Genomic DNA, 17,721 nt, shown 5'->3' with positions numbered 1-17,721 from the left:
AGATGTATGGTTAAAGCTCCTGTTATACGGATGTAGTACGCTGTTTGTTCTTAATTAAAAAATCTGATTTACGAATGTAATGGTTCAGCGGTTCCTCAATCAGCCTGAATAATAATATTGACACGCCATTAAGGATGATGAAAGCATACAGCACATTCAAGCTGTCGTACTGGAAAGGTGAAACCCAGTCTACCCCCCATTTATCGTAAAGTTCAAAAGCTTTGTCGTTCCAGGTGTTAAAGCTGCTGTGCAGAAGATCGTACATCCACCCTAAATGGATAAGGTAAAATATGTATGAGCTTTTGCCCAGCAGTTCTACAAACTTGTTAGAGAGGATTTTTTTCAAGATAGTGGTCTCGGTAAGCAATCCGTAAAAGAATATAGCAATACTGGTAGACAACAGATAGTTGTTGGTAATAATACCCAGCGGATTGTGCAGGCCAGCAACTTCGCCCTTTGGTATAGGCAGCGTGCTCATGAACCATACACATACAAATATCATAATAAAGCCTGCGTAAGTGGCGTTGTTCTTTTGCGAGCCATCCAGCTGTTTCTTGCGCACAATAAGCGCCAGTTGTATCCCCACAAAGAACTCAAAGCAACGCCCCAGGAAGGTGTACAGCATCATGAAAGTAAAATTACCAAAGAACCCGTACCAGTTTACGTTACGGAAGATAAGCACCAGTATAGCACCAACACCCGTTATAATGATGGGCTGTATATAGAACTTTTTATACTTCTGCGCGAAAAAGAAAATAAACGGGGCTGAAAAGTAAAATAGCTCTTCTACGGTGAGGCTCCAGCCCTGTGCAATGCCGGTAAACTTAAGCTGATCAAAAAAGCCGCGCACAAAGGTGATGTGCATAAAGAACAATCCTATCGGGTTGGCAAAGCCATTGGTAACTTTTTGATCATGGGTAAAGTAGTAGGCCACAAAAGCCGCCAGCGTAAGCAGGAAGTACATTGGATAAATACGCGCAACCCTATTTTTAAGGTACTGTTTAAACCAGTCGCCCGTAAGCTGAAAAGTATTAAAATATCTGAAAGCAATTAAAAACCCCGAAAGCACAAAGAAAATGGTAACGCCAATGTGGAACTCGTTTAGAAATCGTTGCACGGCTTGAGGAAAATTTTCATCAAAGGCGTAAGCGTAGTGCGAAATGAAAACCAGGTATGCAGCCAGTGCGCGTACGCCGGTAAGTGCCGGTATATAGTTAAGAAGAGGTTTTTGCGACAAAACTTTAACTTATTATTGGTGTGCCTAAGATAATTTATTGCGTAAGATGTGCAAAATTTAAGCCACCAGGACAAGTATTCCGAAACTGTGTAGGGTTTGTAAGGTCCTGGGAAGCTTATTCCATGACGCTAAGGAAGCTATTGAGGCAGGGTTTGTTACGAATGCTTTGTACCACTGGCAGCCGGCTGCTGCTTTAAGCTTAGCATTGCTTTGATGGTTGTTACAATATCCTGCTTGTCTGCATCGCGAAGTGCATCCAGTGCTACCAGGGTAACCTTGCCTTCGTCTGTTTCCATGTCGATATGCCCGCCGGTTAACCAGGACTTGCGATAGCAGATATCTTTTATCTGCCCGTACGAAATGTAGCTGAGCTTATTAAGATCAATAGCCATCATATCATACTTGTTGCCTTTTGGGATGGTTTGGTAGTAAAAACCCTTTTGATCAATTTTGGCGCGCACAACACCCGTGGCGTACTTGAAGTAAAAGAACCCGGCAGCAGTAAGGCCTGCCTTGAACAGCAGCATTATAAGTGATAGAAAAAAGGAGTCCCAAGCTCTGAAATCGATCAGCACCGTTTGAACGTTATCCCACCAGGAATCGCTGAAGCTGATGTTCATAAAAGTAAATGTTAACCCTACCAGCATGAGCATAAAACCAAGGAACCTGCCGCGCCAGGGTGGTAAAGCGTAAAGCTTTTCAAAGGGTTCAGGCTTGGGTGCTTTCGCTTTCTTTTTGCTGTGCATATTGGTTGTTGTTAATACATTACAATACCAGTTTTGTTCTCCGCAACATGCAAGCAAAAGAGGGACGGGTAAATAGCCCGTCCCTTTAAGAAAGTTTTACAAGTACTAATATGATCTTACTTCGCCAGATTTACCAGCAGGTTTGGCGCGGCTGCAGGTAGCTTTACTTTGTAGCGGCGCATGCCGCCAAAAGCGTCTTCTTCTTTTATAAATTCATGGTTCTTTTTGCTGATCCAGAATGTCTCGGTAGCATGGCGGCCACCATTGTCGCTTTCGTTAAAGAGTTTCCAGCAGTCTACCTTTTGATTATCCAGCGTTGTTATCACTTCGCTGCCGGTAACTTTATAGATGATGTACTCCGGCTTGCCAAAACCTGCGTCGTAAAAGTTGATGGCGAATGTTTTGCCCGCGGCGAGCGGCAGCATCTCAAACGTTTCTATGTCCAGGTTCCAGTTGTAGCATGGCGACGTAAATTCCATCTTCATGTCCTTTTGAGTATTACCCGCAACGGTGTCGGCACCGGAAATGCCACTATTGCTCCAATTGAAGGACTTGTTTTTGCCTGCCACCGTTTCCGAGTGATATACCGGCGAGAAATCGCTTACCTTGTTAACGGAGTACCCGGTGCGGTAGCTGATGGTATCGCCGCCGTACCAGTGCTGCGTAGTGGCAAATACCTTTTGCCCGTCGCGGGTGGTTATCCGGGTGTCGCGCAGCCACAGCCAAAATCGCAGAACTTTGGGGCTGGCCGGGTTCTGAAAATAAACCAGGTACTGACGCATACCGGGTTTCAGCGTAGCGGTATTAAGGCGTTTGTCTTTAAGGCCGATGGTATCAACCTGTGCCGAGGCAACCTGGGGTGTAGAGGACAGGAACAGCGCCGCCAGCAGCGCGGCTATTAGTGGTAAGGTGCAGTTTGCTTTCATGATGGTTATGATTTAATTTTATTTGCAGGCAAATGTGCCGCGACATTGCTATGCCTCAAAGTAAGTTCAACCACAGGTGCAAAGTATTTAGCAGATTGGCGCTCAGCTTCAACAATCGCTTGTTATTGTATCTACAGCGCTAATTCGGGCATCCGTTTAACAGAAAGCGGTATTGGTTGAATATTTTGCCAGCGATGTTTAAACCGGCATCCTCCGTAAGAAATCCTTTGTACTTTTAGGCATGAAATGGTTTGGCGGAAAGCTCAGCATCGTACAAATGCAGTGGATGGCATGGGTCTTCTTCTTGGTTGTCATTATGCTTACGCTGCTGCAGAACGACAGCCCCGTACAAGCTTTTGCCTATGCCATGCTGACAACCGGTTTTTACGCCATCATTGTTTACGGTAACATCAGCTGGCTGTTTCCTAAACTGTATCAGCGCGGGCATATAGTGGCTTATGTTTTTGCCGCTATACTTTTCCTGGTGGCGGTTGGTGTGGTGCGCGGGCTGGTTACCTTTACCATTTACAACAGCTTTTTTGCCATGAAGCGGGAGCCAATAACGGCTAAGATCATCTTTAGCGTGGTTACCGGCGGCGTGGTTATCTTCCTTTTCAGCTTTGTGTTCCGCATTGCGCTGGCTTATTTCACGCTGAAAAAGCAGCAGGACGAGATCATAGCCCAGCGTACCCATGCCGAGCTCAACCTGCTGAAATCGCAGGTGCAGCCGCACTTCCTGTTTAATACGCTTAACAACATTTATTACGAAGCCTATAAAGAAGCGCCGCGTACGGCTGCATTAATAGAACGCCTGAGCGACATTATGCGCTATTTTGTTGATGAGAGCCCCAAACAACTCGTTTCCATAGCCAGCGAAGTGCAATTCATCGACAACTACATCGCGCTGGAAAAGATACGCATTCGTTACCCGGTAGATATCAGCTTCACCAAAAACTACAATACCGCCCTCGCTATCCCGCCTATGCTGCTCATGACCTTTGTAGAAAACATTTTTAAGCACGGTATTGATAAGAGCAGCCCACAAAACCATATTAGCCTGGTGCTGACTGAGGCTGACGGGCGACTTACCTTTACTGCCGAAAATACCCTGCCCAGGCAACCTGCCCTTACCGCTGCATCGGGTTTTGGTATAGCCAACCTGCGCCACAGACTCGCGCTTTTGTACGGCACCGACTTTGAACTGATCACCCAAAAAAATGCCGATATTTATACCGCCAGCTTAAACATACCTATAGCATGAACCTCAGGTGCCTTATTATAGATGACGAGCCAAATGCCGTAAGCCTGCTGGAAATGCTGATAGCGCAAACCACGCATTGGCAGTTGCTGGGCAAATGCTACAACGCGCTGGAAGCAATGGATTTCCTGAAGAAGAACACCGTCGACTTCCTGTTCCTGGATATAAACATGCCGCACCTTACCGGGATGGAACTGGCCGCATTGCTGCCGCGCGAGACCAGGATTGTGTTTACTACAGCCTATGCCGAACACGCTGCGGAAAGCTACACCTACCAAACTATAGACTACCTGCTAAAACCAATCACCCTTAAGCGCTTTGTGGCAGCCACCCAAAAGATAGAAGCCACATTCGCTCAGTTGCCTGTTACCGCGCCACTCCCATCGCCAACTGCCGCAGAGCCCGACGCCGGGTACTTTTTTGTAAAAACCGGTAAAACCCTGCGCCGCGTATTGCTGAATGACATACTGTACTTTGAGGGCGAAAAGGAATACGTTCGCCTGGTTACCTCTGCCGAAGAGTTGCTGGTGTACCGCCGGCTGAAGGACATAGAAAGCCAGCTGGCCCACCCTTTTGTGCGTGTACATAACTCCTACATTGTAAACACCCAATTGCTCAGCAAAGTGCAGGACAACCACATCCACACCGGCAGCAAGCAGATCCCCATCTCCGAAAAGTTCCGCGAGGGGTTCATGGCGGTGATCAATAAACGGCTGTTTTGATGATCTGCTTTTTAGCTTTGCTTTTCGAAGACCTATACGACCCGTTAATGACCCGAAAGTAAGCACCAACAAAAAAGCCCCTGCAGTTAACTACAAGGGCCTTTACTTTAGCAGCGGTATGCTGTTACAAGTTTATCTTTTTAAAATAGATGCGGTTGCGGTCTACCGTGTTGGTGGATGGCAATATCTTCTGCGTGAATTTATTATGCTTGTCATCTACAACGCCAAAGTCGTCGTCGTTTGAGATGACTAGTATGTTGCCCGGAAGCAAGGTAATGCCCTCGGCTTTGTCATGCGGGTAAACGGTTGGCAGGTCCTTTAACAGGTCCAGCACCAGGGTTTTCTTCACGGGCACAATGCCGGCAGCGGTTATACCCGCATTGTCTTTAAGTTCCTCAATAGTTTTGCCGCCGAAAAGTTTACCGTTCTCGCTATTGTTCGGGTCGCTTACGTCGGTGGCACCGGTAAGGTCAACCTTAAATATCTTTTTAAATGTAGCCGGGCTGGTTGGTGCACCACCGTAATCGCCATCGCGCTCTATAGTCAGGAAAGTAGTTGCGTTAACGGCCAGTATCTCGCTGCAGCCGGTAAGGCCCGGGTCTTCCATCAGGTAAACATATTGTTTGGTAGCTCCTGTGGCAATATCAAACGTAAGTATGCGCAGCACAACAGAATTAGAGGCCGATGCCTGTACCGGGTTGTACATTGGCGATTGCATTATGCCAACCAGCGTTTTACCGTCGGGCGTAATGGTGAGGCCTTCCATGCCGCGATTAGGGCGGCGTTTTGCAAATACCAGGGGCAGCTTACGGCCGCCTGGGCCGCTGCCAAACGGGTTAATACGCTCAATAGTTTTGCCGGTAGCATCAAAGTGAACTATGTGCGGACCGTACTCATCGCTCACCCAAAAGGTGCCGTCGCTTGCCAGTACAAGGCCTTCCGAATCGATACCATCTGCACTTGGCTGCAGGGCCGCGCCGGTAAGGTCATAAGGAATTTCGCCCGTAGCGCCACCGCCCGCCGGGTTCGGCAGGCCATTTAGTTTGCCGCCAGACGCGTTCTTAAATTCAATAACCTGTTCCTGTACCAGCTTCCCATCCTTAAGCCTGAACTTACCTATGGCCGGTGCAAAATCGGGCTTACCAATAATAATGGAGTTTTTGGTAGTGCCGGCAACATTGGGGCCGCGGTCTGTAAGCAGGTAAAAAACGGCAGGGTCCTTTGGGTCGGCAGCAAGGGCCGAGCCGTAACCGCCGTTGTAAACCTTAACACCTTCGGCCGTGGTCATCAGCAGCGCAGGGTCCGCAACTTCGGCCATATCAGGGTAAGTAAAAGGGGTATCTACTACCACCTGGTGGTCCTTGTTGCAACCGGCAACCGCCAGCGAAAGCACACAAGCACTTAGTAAAATTTTCTTCATCGGGTTAAGCAAAAATGTTTAAACCGCAAATGAAGCGTCCGCGTGTAAATTGGGTGTTAAGGGATTGATAAATGATGGGTGGGCGAGAGTCAGGTAAGTTGAGCGTGTTAGAAGCTTCTGAAAAGTAAGTGGCCACTTTAATTGCAATTGAGATCTTTACTTTCTGGACAGCAGTACAGAGTACCATAAATAGGTATATTGTATTAAAATATTCTGGTTGATGCAAAACTACTTTTCATACATTGATACAGCTCTTCGAGTTATTCATATAAATAGAAATTCTCCCTTATCTACAGAGGAAACCGAACAATTAAATATTTTTTTCGAAAGAGTTGAAAACTCAACTCACATGAGACAACAACTGGTAAGAACTCAAATCGCACAACTCTTCCAAAGAGATTCTAACATAGAAGCTTTATTGATACATGAATTCCACCACTATTTACAAGGGTTGTTTTATCCTTTTTTATTTTATGTTAACTGGCTCGAATTTGACAACTTAAATCAAGTTCGTACTCTCATTAAGAACAATAATGAGAGTAGCTTTAAATTAGATCATATTGGATTAAACGGCCCTTTTAAAGCAAACTTTGTTTATCTGTCGCAGAAATTTGAATTATATTGGACTGACAACAATGGCATTTATGTTAAAAGTTTTAGTGATGAGTCACTGTCAAATACCATTTTTAGTTTAAATGATCTTTTGGAGGACTGCACAACAGTTTTTCAGTATAAGGTTTCATTTCCTGATAATACAGCTGAAGACTTCCATAAGTATGTATTAAATCCTGCTAATAAATGCTATAGAAGGTTATATAAATTTCTAGTTAGTAGATTCACAAAAGAATTTGTCTTTGATTTGTTGCCAATCTTTGTTCAGGTTGCTTTTACTACTACTGAACCGATTGGAGCATTTTGCAACATCGTGTCTTTTGCTAATCTTAATTTTAGAGATTATAAATTATATTCATCTGAATTCTTACTTGACTTTTTCCTGAAAAAACTTGAAAGTGTACTTGGGGAATATGAAATTGACCCTTACAACGACACTTATGTACATGACTTGCCTAATAAGGTACTTAGACACAATGGAATTACTAAACTCATCGACTTTGCATTACAGCAAGATGAATTTCTTCACTACCCATTTGCATATCACGCAAAAAAATTCCACAACCTACAACTCCGAAATCCTAATCTTTTAACCGAATTAGTAGATATTAATAGAGGCAAATTTGAGAACTTGTTAAAAACATTTGAACCAATGGCCATTCACTTCCATTTCAATGAAATGAAAGGCAGAAATGGAACTTTAGTTATAAGCAACGACTATTCATCAACTCCTGGGCCTTTAGGATCAGATTACGGTCCCTACATAAAAGAAATTATCAAACTCAAAGAAATAGTTCAAGGATTAATTACCAAAGTACAAGACATTGTCCCTCCTAATTGTCATCACGTAACATGTCCCTATTATTCCTTAATGATTTGCAGAAAATACAACTCAATTCCAAGTAATTTTGACACATGCGGGTTTCCGGATTTATTTCAAACTATTTTCCATCGGAAAATCAATCTTTTAACAAAGACAATTGACAAGATAACCAAGCACGAGGCTGATGAAAGATGGCACTTCTACATTAAAAAATCTTTCAAAAAACGGCATTTCAACTACTTTGAACGTGAAAATATTTATGTCATTACGATTGGTAAAGGTGACTTTGAACAAGAAGAAAAACGCCATATGTTCAAAAATTTCCTAGATTACTTAATCGAGAAAAAAGGAGAAACAGAAGCCTCATTGTGTGGACGAATTGAACTAGATTTTTATGGCTTTGATGATGATCCTCGTGAAATCAACGTGATTCCGGAAACGACACGTTGGATAAAAGAAACATTTTCAGCGGTACCTTATTTTTTATGCTATATCAATTTTGATTCAGCAATAAATCATTTCGAATTTATTTTACCTTGTATTATTAAGCACAAAATGATCATAAATAAAAATGATGAACTTACTATATGTTTATTCGACGAAATCGAAAAAAAGCAATTTGTTCTAGCTCAAACTGAGTCATTTTTAACATTTTGCAAGAATAATCCAAAAGCTCCAACAGACAAACTATACCGTTTACTAACCAAATTTTATGGAATTTAGAATTACAGGAACTGAAAACGACCTACAAGCAATTCATCAGATTCTTTACGACTATGACAACCTAATACAAGTAGATGAAGAATATGGACCTAACGAAGGCTATCAAAAAGAACCTCTGGTTGTTGCGCTAATCACTATAGCATCATCAGCAGTGACGAGTATTTTAACCGCTTATTTAACATCAAGGTCATCTAAGAAGAATGCAGATGTTGAAATACACAAGATCAATAGTAGCAACGAAACTGAAAGGCTGAAGATATGGCTGAAAGAAAAAAGGAAATGGCGAGAAATAGAACTTAAAGAACTTGAGCTATTAAATGAAAAATATCATCTAGAGAAAAAGCCTTGATTGATCCAATTTGCTCAGTTCATAGTCTCATTACAAAAAACCAATCATTAAATTCTAGTTCAGTCCACTATTGCTAACAAGATTACCCACAGGATATTTATACAACCATATCCCTCCGATAATAATTACGGCGTAAGTTAACGACCAGGGGAGCACTACATTTAGTATAGAGGAATCCTGTTTGCTAAACAACACCACAAACGGCAGTATGGTAAGCGCAATGGCAATAAAGGTAAGCAATAGGCGGCCTTTTGGCGGGGCGATGTTCCGCCGGGCAAATTGTGCAGCACAAAACCACAGCACCAGCCAGCTTGGTATAGAAAACATAAACCCGTAGAACATGGAGAAACCTACAAAGCCAGGGCAGCCCCAAAACCGGTAGCTTCCATCCTGCTTAGCTGGTCGTACACCAGGAACATCACCGGGCCAAGGCACACGGCGGTGAGCCAGATCTTTAAAGTGTAGGTAAAGGCTTGTTTTGTCATGAGGATGGTTGATGTTGTAATTGGATAACAAGCTAAGGGGCTAATGGTTCGGCAGGCTCACTAGGACAGATTATCTAAACTTAACCGTGCTGTCAGTCTGAGCTTGTCGAAGACTTGTACGCCTGGGTAATGACAGGCTCGCCATGACAAGTTTGCATTGTCAGTCTGAGCTTGTCGAAGACTTGTACGTTGGCCAATGGTTCGACAGGCTCACCATGACAAGTTTGATCCTGTCAGTCTGAGTTGTCGAAGACCTGTACGCCTGGGTAATGGTTCGACGGGCTCACCATGACAGATTATCTAAACTTAACCGTAATGTCAGTCTGAGCTTGTCGAAGACCTGCACGCTGTGCTAATGGTTCGACAGGCTCACCATGACAAGTTTGATCCTGTCAGTCTGAGCTTGTCGAAGACCTGTGCGCCTGGCTAGTGGTTTTACAGGCTCACTACCAAATGCTGAAACATTGCCGCATGTGGGAAGAGATGGTACTGGGCCAAACGGTGTATAAGCAATCGTTTATGGGCAAGTTGTTTGGCCGGATAGCGCTGAAAGATATGTTAAGCGACAGGCCGTTAAAACCGAACTTGCCTAGTGTACCGTCGTTCAGGATTACAGACACCGGGGACACGGAAGCCGAAAAGCAGCGCTGGATAGCCCTGCTGCAACAGCAGGACCAAACACCCGGCAAGGGCTTTGTTCACCCGTTCTTTGGCAAGCTCACCGCCGAGCAGGCCGGCCAAATGGCATACAAACATATAGACCATCACCTGCGGCAGTTTGGCGTATAAAGTTGCCTGTCTATGCAGCCAAATCGGCAATTAAAAACATTGGAAAATTGACGCCAATTTTAACCTGTAGTTTACCCTATTACTTGCAAATTTATTTGAAAATAGCCCGCTAATTTGGTGTGGTTTTTAAAGAATACACACAACGTTTTTTGCAAAAAATTGCACTTCAGCGCTAATCTAAACGTTTTTTGTCCGCAGAGCACCCGCGGCAAAAAAGTGTTCAATTTGCCACCGGCACAAAAAACACTGAACACTTGAACACTTTTCCTACGACTCGGTGAGCTCTCCGCGGAGGTCCATTTCCAGGCAGCGTTTCACCTCTTTTGGGTCGTTTATTTCACCTAACAGGTACATCATTTTGGTAACCGCAGCCTCGTAGGTCATGTCGTACCCGTTAGCTACGCCAATATCTTTGAGTTGCTTGCTAGTTTCATAGCGGCCAAGTTCTACGGTACCTACCTTGCACTGAGAGATGTCCAGCACTACCTTGCCGTTGTCAATGGCGGTCTTTAGCAGGTCTATAAACCATTGATCCGTAGTGGTATTTCCCGCACCGAAGGTTTCCATAACAATACCGCGCACGTCGGCGTTAAGGATGGTCTCTACTACCTTAGGGCTTATACCAGGGTAAAGCTTCAGCACTGCTACGTCGCTCACCAGGTTGCTGTGTACCTTTAATGGGCCCTCACCAGGCTGGCGGATGTCGTTAGCACTAAAGCGCAGGTGCACACCGGACTCGGCAAGTATCGGGTAATTAGGCGACCGGAAAGCCTCAAACTTGCTAGAGTTGTATTTGAACGCGCGGTTACCACGGAACAATTTATAATCAAAATAGATACAAACCTCAGGCACGCGGGCATGCTCGTTCTTTTTTGACTTGGCAATCTCAATGGCGGTCATAAGGTTTTCCTTCGCATCAGTACGTATAGCGCTTATAGGCAACTGCGAACCGGTGAACACCACCGGCTTAGACAGGTTCTGTAGCATAAAGCTCAGCGCAGATGCGGTGAAGGCCATTGTGTCTGACCCATGCAGGATAACGAAGCCGTCCACGCTATCGTAATTAGCTTCAATAAGCCCGGCAAGTTCGCTCCACACCTCAGGGTTCATGTTGGATGAGTCGATGATCTGCTCGAACGAGTGTACCTTAATTTTGCAATTAAGTTTCTCCAGTTCGGGCACGTTATCCATTATCTGCTCAAAATTGATCGGGATAAGCACTTTAGTAACCGGGTCGGCCATCATGCCTATGGTACCGCCGGTATATATGATGAGTATTTGGCTCATTACGCAGGTTTATCGTTAATACGGTTATACGCCGAAAACTTTCACAGAGTTTTCGGTAGTGATGTGTGCCACGTCGGCAATGGTCGTGTTTTTTAGTCCCGCTACGCGCTGGGCTATGTACGTTAAATAAGAGCTTTCGTTAGGTTTACCGCGGTACGGAACAGGTGTAAGATACGGAGAATCAGTTTCTAAAACTATATGCTTTAAATCAATTTCCGGTATCACTTTGTCCAGTCCGCCGTTCTTATAAGTTACCACGCCACCTATGCCCAGATAAAAGCCGAGGTCAGTAATCTTCTGCGCCTGCTCCAGTGAGCCTGTAAAGCAATGAAATATGCCGCGCAGCAGTTCGTCCTTCTCCTGCTGTAAAACTTCGTACACCTCGTTAAAAGCGTCGCGACAGTGTATCACAATTGGCAGGCGCAGCTGCTTTGCCCATTTTATCTGCAGGCGGAAGGCTTGTATCTGCTCATCCAAAAAGGTTTTGTCCCAATAAAGGTCAATACCTATCTCGCCTATTGCGTATACCTGGTGCTTGTGTATTACTGGCTGCATCAATAGCAGTTCGTGTTCCCAGTTCTCTTTAACCGAGCATGGGTGCAGGCCTATCATCGCGTAGCAATTGTCGGGATAAGCTTTCAGCAGGTCATCCATCAGCGGCATAGAAGCGCTATCTACATTGGGCAGAAATAGCCTGCTTACACCGGCATCAAAACAACGCTGCATCAAAGCTGCACGTTTACTCTCGTCGGTTTCGTAATACAGATGGGTATGCGTATCGGTAAGCACCATGAGGCAAAAATAAAAAAGCCTTCGTTTGCAGAAGGCTTTTAAAGTGTCAATTTTTCTTTTTAGCAGCAGGTCGTTTCCTTACAGGCGATTTAGCAGCACCTTTTGCAGGCGCCGCGACCGCTTTCTTGGCACGGATAACCTTTACAAGTTCCACATCAAACACAAGGGTGTTAAATGGTTTGATATCCTCACCTGCCCCCTTCTCACCATAACCCAGGTCAGAAGGGATAACAAATGTTGCTTTCGAACCCTGGTTCAGCAGCAGCAAACCTTCGTCCCAGCCGGGAATAACGTTACCTGCACCTACTATAAACTTGATTGGTTCATAAGGGCGGCCGGGCATTTCTATACCTGCGGTTTTCGCCTCTGTTTGGATGCTGGTATCAAACACCTTACCACGTGCGGTACGGCCTACATAGTTTACATAAACGCTGTCGCCTCTTAGCGGCTTTATGCCTGCACCATGTTTGGTTACCACATATTTAAGCCCGGAAGCTGTAGGTGTTACTGCAAGCTTATGGTCTTTTATATATGCATCGCCAACTGCTAATTCGTCAGCTTTGTATTTTGCCATAGCCGCATTACGTTCTGCAATGGCATCGTTAAGACTTTGCACCTTATCAATTTTAACGGTATAATTGATGTAACCACCTTTTTTCAGGAAAGCAGGGATATCTGTTTCATGCCCTTTAAATACACTGTCTACCGGCACTTTAATAACCGCGCTATCCTGTACAGACAGTAGCTGAAAAACCTCCATAAGGTCGCTTGGGTTACGTGATGCCTGCACCTGCGCTTTTACCGGGCTACCCTGCGCATAAGTGCTAAACAGCAGCGAATCTTTATCAGTACGCTGGGTAACATTAAAAGTAATCACATCATTAAGCTTTACTTTTTCTCCAGTACCTTTTGCTACAATCTTGCATTGTACACCGCCGGCCAGCGTTTTGGTCTCCTGTGCGCTAGCCACACTAACTGCAAAAGCTGCTATAAACAGCGTATAAACAATCTTCTTCATCTTATCGCTCATAAAAAAGCCTCCCGCAAAGCAGGAGGCTGTATATCATTTCTTAATTATCTCATCGCAGGTGGCTGCGGTGCAGTTGTTTTAGGTGCATTAGGATTAGCTTTCACGATATCTACCACTTCTAACGTGAAAGTGATTGGCGCAAGAGCCGGAATCATCGGCGGAGCGCCCTGCTCGCCAAAGGCAAGACCTGACGGAATAACAAAAGTAGCCTTTGCTCCCTTGTTCAGCAGCTGCAAGCCTTCGTCCCAGCCTTTAATAACTTTGCCCTCACCTACCGGGATACGGATTGGCTGGTATTGGCGACGCGGGTCAACCGGCATTTTACTATCTTTAGCTTGTTTCTCAGCATCTTCTTTTACGCTGGTATCGAATATTTTCCCGTTAAGCAATTTGCCTGTGTAATTTACAACGGCAGTATCGCCGGCAACAATGTTAGGACCTGATCCCGGCTTGTCTATCTGGTATTGTAAACCCGATGCTGTAGTTTGCATCTTAAGCTTATTGTCATCTGCATACTTTTTAATTCTGGCGGGTTCAGCTTTCTTAACTGCTTCAATCTGGCCTTTCATATACTCAGATATTCTGCCCTGGAAAACAACATCAGTAAGGCTGCCGCGAGGGATAACCTTTTCTACTTTAATATCATACACCAGGTATTTGCCTTTTAAACCCGGTGGCTTTGGCTGGCCTTTTTTAAATACCGAATCGATATTCATTTTGAAGGTAGCGCTGTCGCCTTCGCTCAGCAGCAATAAACCGCTGGCGATATCACCTTTTTTAGAATTTGGCGGCATAACGCTTGGCGATGGACGGCCTTGCTCGTAGGTGCTGTAAATAACAGAATCACCTTCTGTTTTAAGTACAAGGTTCACGTTTAAAAAGTCGCCTGCTTTAATGTTGGTGCCCGACTTATCGGTATGTATATCGTAAAGCAACCCGCCTTCGGCCTGCTTAAATCCGCCTTTACAGCTTGCCAGGCCAGCGGCAGCAAGCGCTATAATCACTAAGTTTTTTCTCATTTTAAAGTTTACTGTATTAATAGTTTTTTATATTCTGGTAGTATTGATTTAAACTCTGACACCACCTCGTCAAGGCTTTTGTTTGATTGCCCGCCCGACGCGTTGCGGTGACCGCCGCCGCTGAAATATTTCTTGCATATTTCATTAGCCGGGAACTCTCCCTTAGAACGCAGCGAAAGCTTTACCATATCTGTCCGCTCTACAATGAAAGCAGCGAGCCTTATACTGGCAATAGAAAGCGCATAATTAACAATACCTTCGGTGTCACCGGTATTTACGTTAAACCGCTGGATGTCGGCTTTACTAACGTAAATAATGGCAGTATTGTATTCAGGTAGTATTTCAAGCTTATTTGCCAGGCAATGGCCCAGGAAGCGCAACCTGTTTTCTGATGAGCTATTATAAATAAGATCATGTATGCGCCAGTTAACCGCGCCTGCATCTATCAGGTCGGCTACTATACGGTGCACCTCTGCAGTGGTATTTGGTAACCTGAACGAAGCCGAATCGGTTAAAATGCCAGCATAGAGGCAGCTGGCCACGTCTTTGTTGATATATTCTTTATGGCCAAGCTCGTTAATAATAAACCCATAAACCAGTTGTGCGGTAGCACATGCGTTTATGTTCCAGCAGCGGTAATCATCAAAATCCTGCGGCTCCAGGTGATGGTCTATCATTACTTTATAAGCTTTGCTTGCGCCCACCAGTTCGCCCAATTGATTGATGCGGCTGAGGTGATTAAAGTCAAGGCAAAAAATAATGGCAGCTTCGGCAACCAGTAACGCTGCCTCTTCGGTATTTTCCGTATAGATGATTACCTCTTCGTTACCGGGCATCCAACTTAAAAAGTCGGGGTAATCGGTAGGGGCAATAACCTTCGCATGGTGTCCAAGCTGTACCAGATAGTTGTACAATCCTAATGACGAACCCATAGCATCTCCATCAGGTTTATGATGGGTGGTGATAACTATTTTTTGGGGCTGGGCTAAAAGTTCTTTAAGCGAGGCTAAATCCAACATCAATTATAAAACGAGGTGCAAAGCTAAATAAATTAATTAAATACAAGTGGCTTATTTATGCGTAAAAGCTTTATGTTTCAGATGTAAAAGCCTACTTTTGCACCAATTTTTAAATACAAAATGAAAACGAACAGAACATTTACAATGATAAAGCCTGATGCTGTTGCAAACGGGCATATCGGCGCAATTTTAGATAAAATAACCAAAGCTGGTTTTAAAATTATCGCCCTTAAATATACCGCTCTTACAAAAGAAAAGGCAGGCGAATTTTATGCTGTGCACCAGGAACGCGGCTTTTTTAATGATCTGGTAACTTTTATGTCTTCCGGTCCTATTGTAGCTGCTATTCTTGAGAAAGAAAATGCTATTGCCGACTTCCGTACACTAATAGGCGCTACCGATCCAACGAAAGCTGATGCAGGTACTATCCGTAACCTTTTTGCCAAATCAATTGAAGCAAATGCTGTACACGGATCAGACTCTGACGAAAATGCTGAAATAGAAGGCAATTTCTTCTTTAACGGATTCGAAAGGTTCTAGTAATCAACATATTTCAATCCGGTTGTAATTACTGTTGCAACCGGATTTTTTGTGCTCTTTTATTTCGGTTTCGTAATAAGTTTAGTACATTTACTTAAGTACCCGATTATTTACCTGATAAAGTTAAGATCATGAAGCTGCTAATTAAATACACTATCTACTCTGTTATTATAGTTGTGCTGCTTTCACTTGCTTTAGAGGTATACCGCTTTCACCCCGAAGCGCAGTTCGCTTTCATTTTCCCGGGCATATTTCTGCTGGCCTTTTCAAGTATAATGGACGATGCCATGAAAGGTATATCTTCACGCTTGCGCTTAGGACGCAGATAGGTTAGAGAAAAATAATTTCCTCCACCAATTGGGTTTTTGCTTCCTCATTAATGCCGGCAATTATTTGAGTGCGCATCATAACCAATTCGTTTTTAATTACGCTCGATTCCATTCTTACAAAAAGCTTTTTGTCACGTATATAAATTTCTTTTGTACGGTTGGCAACCGCTTTCCCAACCAGCTTTGGCCACAAAGTGGTTATTCCTGTTTCGTCGTACCGGCGCTTTAGCTTGTAAACATTAAGCATCTGCTCAATAGCTTCCTTAATGGATTTGTCGTTTGTCTTACGCATCAATATTTCCTCCGGCTACTTTAAATAACTGCACCTCAACGTCAATCGACTTAAAAATACCCTCCACTCGCGCTACGCTGGTGTCGGTTATTAAAACCTGCCCAAAATCATTGTTGCTCACCATTTGCATTAATTTTGTAACACGGCCCTCATCAAGCTTGTCAAAAATATCATCAAGTAAAAGCAAAGGCTTAAACCCTTTCTTTTGTGTCAAAAACGTGTATTGTGCCAGTTTAAGCGCGATTAAAAAAGATTTTTGCTGCCCCTGCGATCCGAATTTCTTCATGGGCAGAGCATGTATGTTAAAGCTCAAATCATCTTTATGGATACCTGCCGTGGTACGTTCCAGTATCCTGTCGCGCTCCAAATTTCGGTTAAGCAGGGTATTAAAGTTGTCTTTCAACAGTTGCGATTCATAAACAAGCTCCACTTCTTCTGCACCGTTACTTATAAAGCTGTAATGCTGGTTAAATATAGGCGTGAACACTTCCATAAACCCGCGCCGCTTTTCAAATATCCGCGTGCCCGATAAAGCAAGCTGCTCATCAAGCACAGCCATCAGGTCGGGGTCGTATCGGCCGGTATCCGCAATTTGTTTCAGCAGTGAATTGCGGTTAAGCAACACCCTATTATAAACTATCAGCTCATCCAGGTACTGGTTATCAGTTTGGGAGATTACGTTATCTATAAACTTACGCCGCTCTTCGCTCCCTTCTATAATGATGCTTATATCATACGGCGATACCATTACCAGCGGCAGTAAGCCAATATGATCCGCCAGCCGCTGATAGTCTTTTTTGTTGCGCTTGAACTGCTTCTTCTGATTACGCTTAATACTGCAGGCAACTACTTCTTTTTGACCGTTTTTTACAAAAACGCCGTTGATCATAAAGAAGTCGGCTCCTTGCTTAATCTGCTGGCTATCTATAGGGTTGAAGTAACTTTTGCAGAGCGACAAATAATGCACAGCATCCAGCAGATTGGTTTTACCTGCACCATTATTCCCTACGAAAGCGTTAACGCCTTCACTTAGCGTGATGCCGGCTTCTGTATAGTTCTTGAAATTTAAAAAGGATAGCTGCTGCAAATGCATGGGCTACAAATTTAGTTATTTTAGTTGATGATGATTAGGAATATATAGCCCTGCGAGTTCCGTTATTAGGGCATCAATTTTGAGGCTACATTATTGCGATAAAGGAGGCAATTTCCAATAGAACAGTCGCCGGAAGCATATCGAAGAATGCCTAGCCCGCTTTAAAGATAGAATTTACCACTCTCTTTGCGCGCAGCGGAGAGAGGGCCGACGGCGAAGTACGTGGGCGA

General features: G+C 44.2%; 20 protein-coding genes. 7 read left to right on the top strand and 13 right to left on the bottom strand.

The window, feature by feature from the left end; all coding sequences use genetic code 11:
* Positions 1-22 precede the first annotated feature (22 nt).
* From AC59GT_RS02250 to AC59GT_RS02240, 3 genes are all read right to left on the bottom strand, one after another.
* Positions 23-1,237 (bottom strand): acyltransferase family protein, encoded by a 1,215-nt coding sequence (locus AC59GT_RS02250; protein ID WP_497236132.1) that lies wholly within the window; start codon positions 1,235-1,237, stop codon positions 23-25.
* 155 nt (positions 1,238-1,392) lie between these two features.
* Positions 1,393-1,983, bottom strand: coding sequence for a hypothetical protein (locus AC59GT_RS02245; protein ID WP_497236131.1), 591 nt, complete (start codon positions 1,981-1,983; stop codon positions 1,393-1,395).
* Between the two features lie 116 nt (positions 1,984-2,099).
* Positions 2,100-2,909, bottom strand: a complete 810-nt coding sequence (locus AC59GT_RS02240) for a DUF3108 domain-containing protein (protein WP_497236130.1) — start codon at positions 2,907-2,909, stop codon at positions 2,100-2,102.
* Positions 2,910-3,150: 241 nt separating this feature from the next.
* On the opposite strand from AC59GT_RS02240, the gene AC59GT_RS02235 reads away from it, so the two are divergent.
* A complete protein-coding gene (locus AC59GT_RS02235; RefSeq protein WP_497236129.1) occupies positions 3,151-4,170 on the top strand; it encodes a sensor histidine kinase in 1,020 nt (339 codons plus the stop codon).
* Complete coding sequence (locus AC59GT_RS02230) at positions 4,167-4,889, top strand: LytR/AlgR family response regulator transcription factor (RefSeq protein WP_497236128.1); 723 nt, start codon at positions 4,167-4,169, stop codon at positions 4,887-4,889. The genes AC59GT_RS02235 and AC59GT_RS02230 overlap by 4 nt, the downstream gene beginning before the upstream one ends.
* A 124-nt stretch (positions 4,890-5,013) precedes the next feature.
* Here AC59GT_RS02230 and AC59GT_RS02225 read toward each other — a convergent pair whose 3' ends face one another.
* Entirely contained in the window at positions 5,014-6,309 is a 1,296-nt protein-coding gene (locus AC59GT_RS02225; protein WP_497236127.1) for an esterase-like activity of phytase family protein, read from the bottom strand.
* 220 nt (positions 6,310-6,529) lie between these two features.
* Between AC59GT_RS02225 and AC59GT_RS02220 the strand changes: the two genes are divergently transcribed.
* On the top strand, positions 6,530-8,467 hold the full coding sequence (locus AC59GT_RS02220) for a hypothetical protein (RefSeq protein WP_497236126.1): 1,938 nt from the start codon (positions 6,530-6,532) through the stop codon (positions 8,465-8,467).
* Entirely contained in the window at positions 8,457-8,816 is a 360-nt protein-coding gene (locus AC59GT_RS02215) for a hypothetical protein (RefSeq protein WP_497236125.1), read from the top strand. Before AC59GT_RS02220 ends, AC59GT_RS02215 begins: the two co-directional genes overlap by 11 nt.
* A 54-nt stretch (positions 8,817-8,870) precedes the next feature.
* Here the strand turns inward: AC59GT_RS02215 and AC59GT_RS02210 are convergent, their stop codons facing one another.
* Positions 8,871-9,143, bottom strand: a complete 273-nt coding sequence (locus AC59GT_RS02210; RefSeq protein WP_497236124.1) for a hypothetical protein — start codon at positions 9,141-9,143, stop codon at positions 8,871-8,873.
* A gap of 23 nt (positions 9,144-9,166) precedes the next feature.
* A complete protein-coding gene (locus tag AC59GT_RS02205) occupies positions 9,167-9,301 on the bottom strand; it encodes a hypothetical protein (protein ID WP_497236123.1) in 135 nt (44 codons plus the stop codon).
* 453 nt (positions 9,302-9,754) lie between these two features.
* Between AC59GT_RS02205 and AC59GT_RS02200 the strand changes: the two genes are divergently transcribed.
* On the top strand, positions 9,755-10,090 hold the full coding sequence (locus tag AC59GT_RS02200) for a DUF1569 domain-containing protein (RefSeq protein ID WP_497236122.1): 336 nt from the start codon (positions 9,755-9,757) through the stop codon (positions 10,088-10,090).
* A gap of 267 nt (positions 10,091-10,357) precedes the next feature.
* Here AC59GT_RS02200 and AC59GT_RS02195 read toward each other — a convergent pair whose 3' ends face one another.
* Genes AC59GT_RS02195 through AC59GT_RS02175 form a run of 5 tightly spaced genes read right to left on the bottom strand, consistent with a single transcriptional unit; the run spans position 10,358 to position 15,237 of the window.
* Positions 10,358-11,377 carry an asparaginase gene (locus AC59GT_RS02195; protein ID WP_497236121.1) on the bottom strand — a complete coding sequence of 340 codons (1,020 nt, stop codon included), beginning with the start codon at positions 11,375-11,377 and terminating at the stop codon, positions 10,358-10,360.
* Positions 11,378-11,401: 24 nt separating this feature from the next.
* The gene (locus tag AC59GT_RS02190; protein ID WP_497236120.1) at positions 11,402-12,169 is read right to left on the bottom strand and encodes a TatD family hydrolase; all 768 of its coding nucleotides are present in this window, start codon (positions 12,167-12,169) and stop codon (positions 11,402-11,404) included.
* Between the two features lie 46 nt (positions 12,170-12,215).
* Positions 12,216-13,199 (bottom strand): FKBP-type peptidyl-prolyl cis-trans isomerase, encoded by a 984-nt coding sequence (locus AC59GT_RS02185; protein WP_497236119.1) that lies wholly within the window; start codon positions 13,197-13,199, stop codon positions 12,216-12,218.
* Positions 13,200-13,243: 44 nt separating this feature from the next.
* A complete protein-coding gene (locus AC59GT_RS02180) occupies positions 13,244-14,218 on the bottom strand; it encodes an FKBP-type peptidyl-prolyl cis-trans isomerase (RefSeq protein WP_497236118.1) in 975 nt (324 codons plus the stop codon).
* Positions 14,219-14,226: 8 nt separating this feature from the next.
* The gene (locus tag AC59GT_RS02175) at positions 14,227-15,237 is read right to left on the bottom strand and encodes a DHH family phosphoesterase (protein WP_497236117.1); all 1,011 of its coding nucleotides are present in this window, start codon (positions 15,235-15,237) and stop codon (positions 14,227-14,229) included.
* A gap of 120 nt (positions 15,238-15,357) precedes the next feature.
* Between AC59GT_RS02175 and AC59GT_RS02170 the strand changes: the two genes are divergently transcribed.
* Complete coding sequence (locus tag AC59GT_RS02170; protein WP_497236116.1) at positions 15,358-15,777, top strand: nucleoside-diphosphate kinase; 420 nt, start codon at positions 15,358-15,360, stop codon at positions 15,775-15,777.
* Between the two features lie 131 nt (positions 15,778-15,908).
* On the top strand, positions 15,909-16,106 hold the full coding sequence (locus AC59GT_RS02165) for a hypothetical protein (protein WP_497236115.1): 198 nt from the start codon (positions 15,909-15,911) through the stop codon (positions 16,104-16,106).
* A gap of 1 nt (position 16,107) precedes the next feature.
* Here AC59GT_RS02165 and AC59GT_RS02160 read toward each other — a convergent pair whose 3' ends face one another.
* Both AC59GT_RS02160 and recF read right to left on the bottom strand, forming a co-directional pair.
* Complete coding sequence (locus AC59GT_RS02160; protein ID WP_117384520.1) at positions 16,108-16,398, bottom strand: DciA family protein; 291 nt, start codon at positions 16,396-16,398, stop codon at positions 16,108-16,110.
* Positions 16,391-17,491, bottom strand: coding sequence for a DNA replication/repair protein RecF (gene recF / locus AC59GT_RS02155; RefSeq protein ID WP_497236114.1), 1,101 nt, complete (start codon positions 17,489-17,491; stop codon positions 16,391-16,393). The genes AC59GT_RS02160 and recF overlap by 8 nt, the downstream gene beginning before the upstream one ends.
* Between the last annotated feature and the right edge of the window lie 230 nt (positions 17,492-17,721).

The sequence above is a fragment of the Mucilaginibacter sp. 320_HR genome (genome assembly GCF_059691875.1).
The sequence above is the reverse complement of the archived record's forward strand: the minus strand, read 5'-3'. Positions and strand labels throughout refer to the sequence as shown.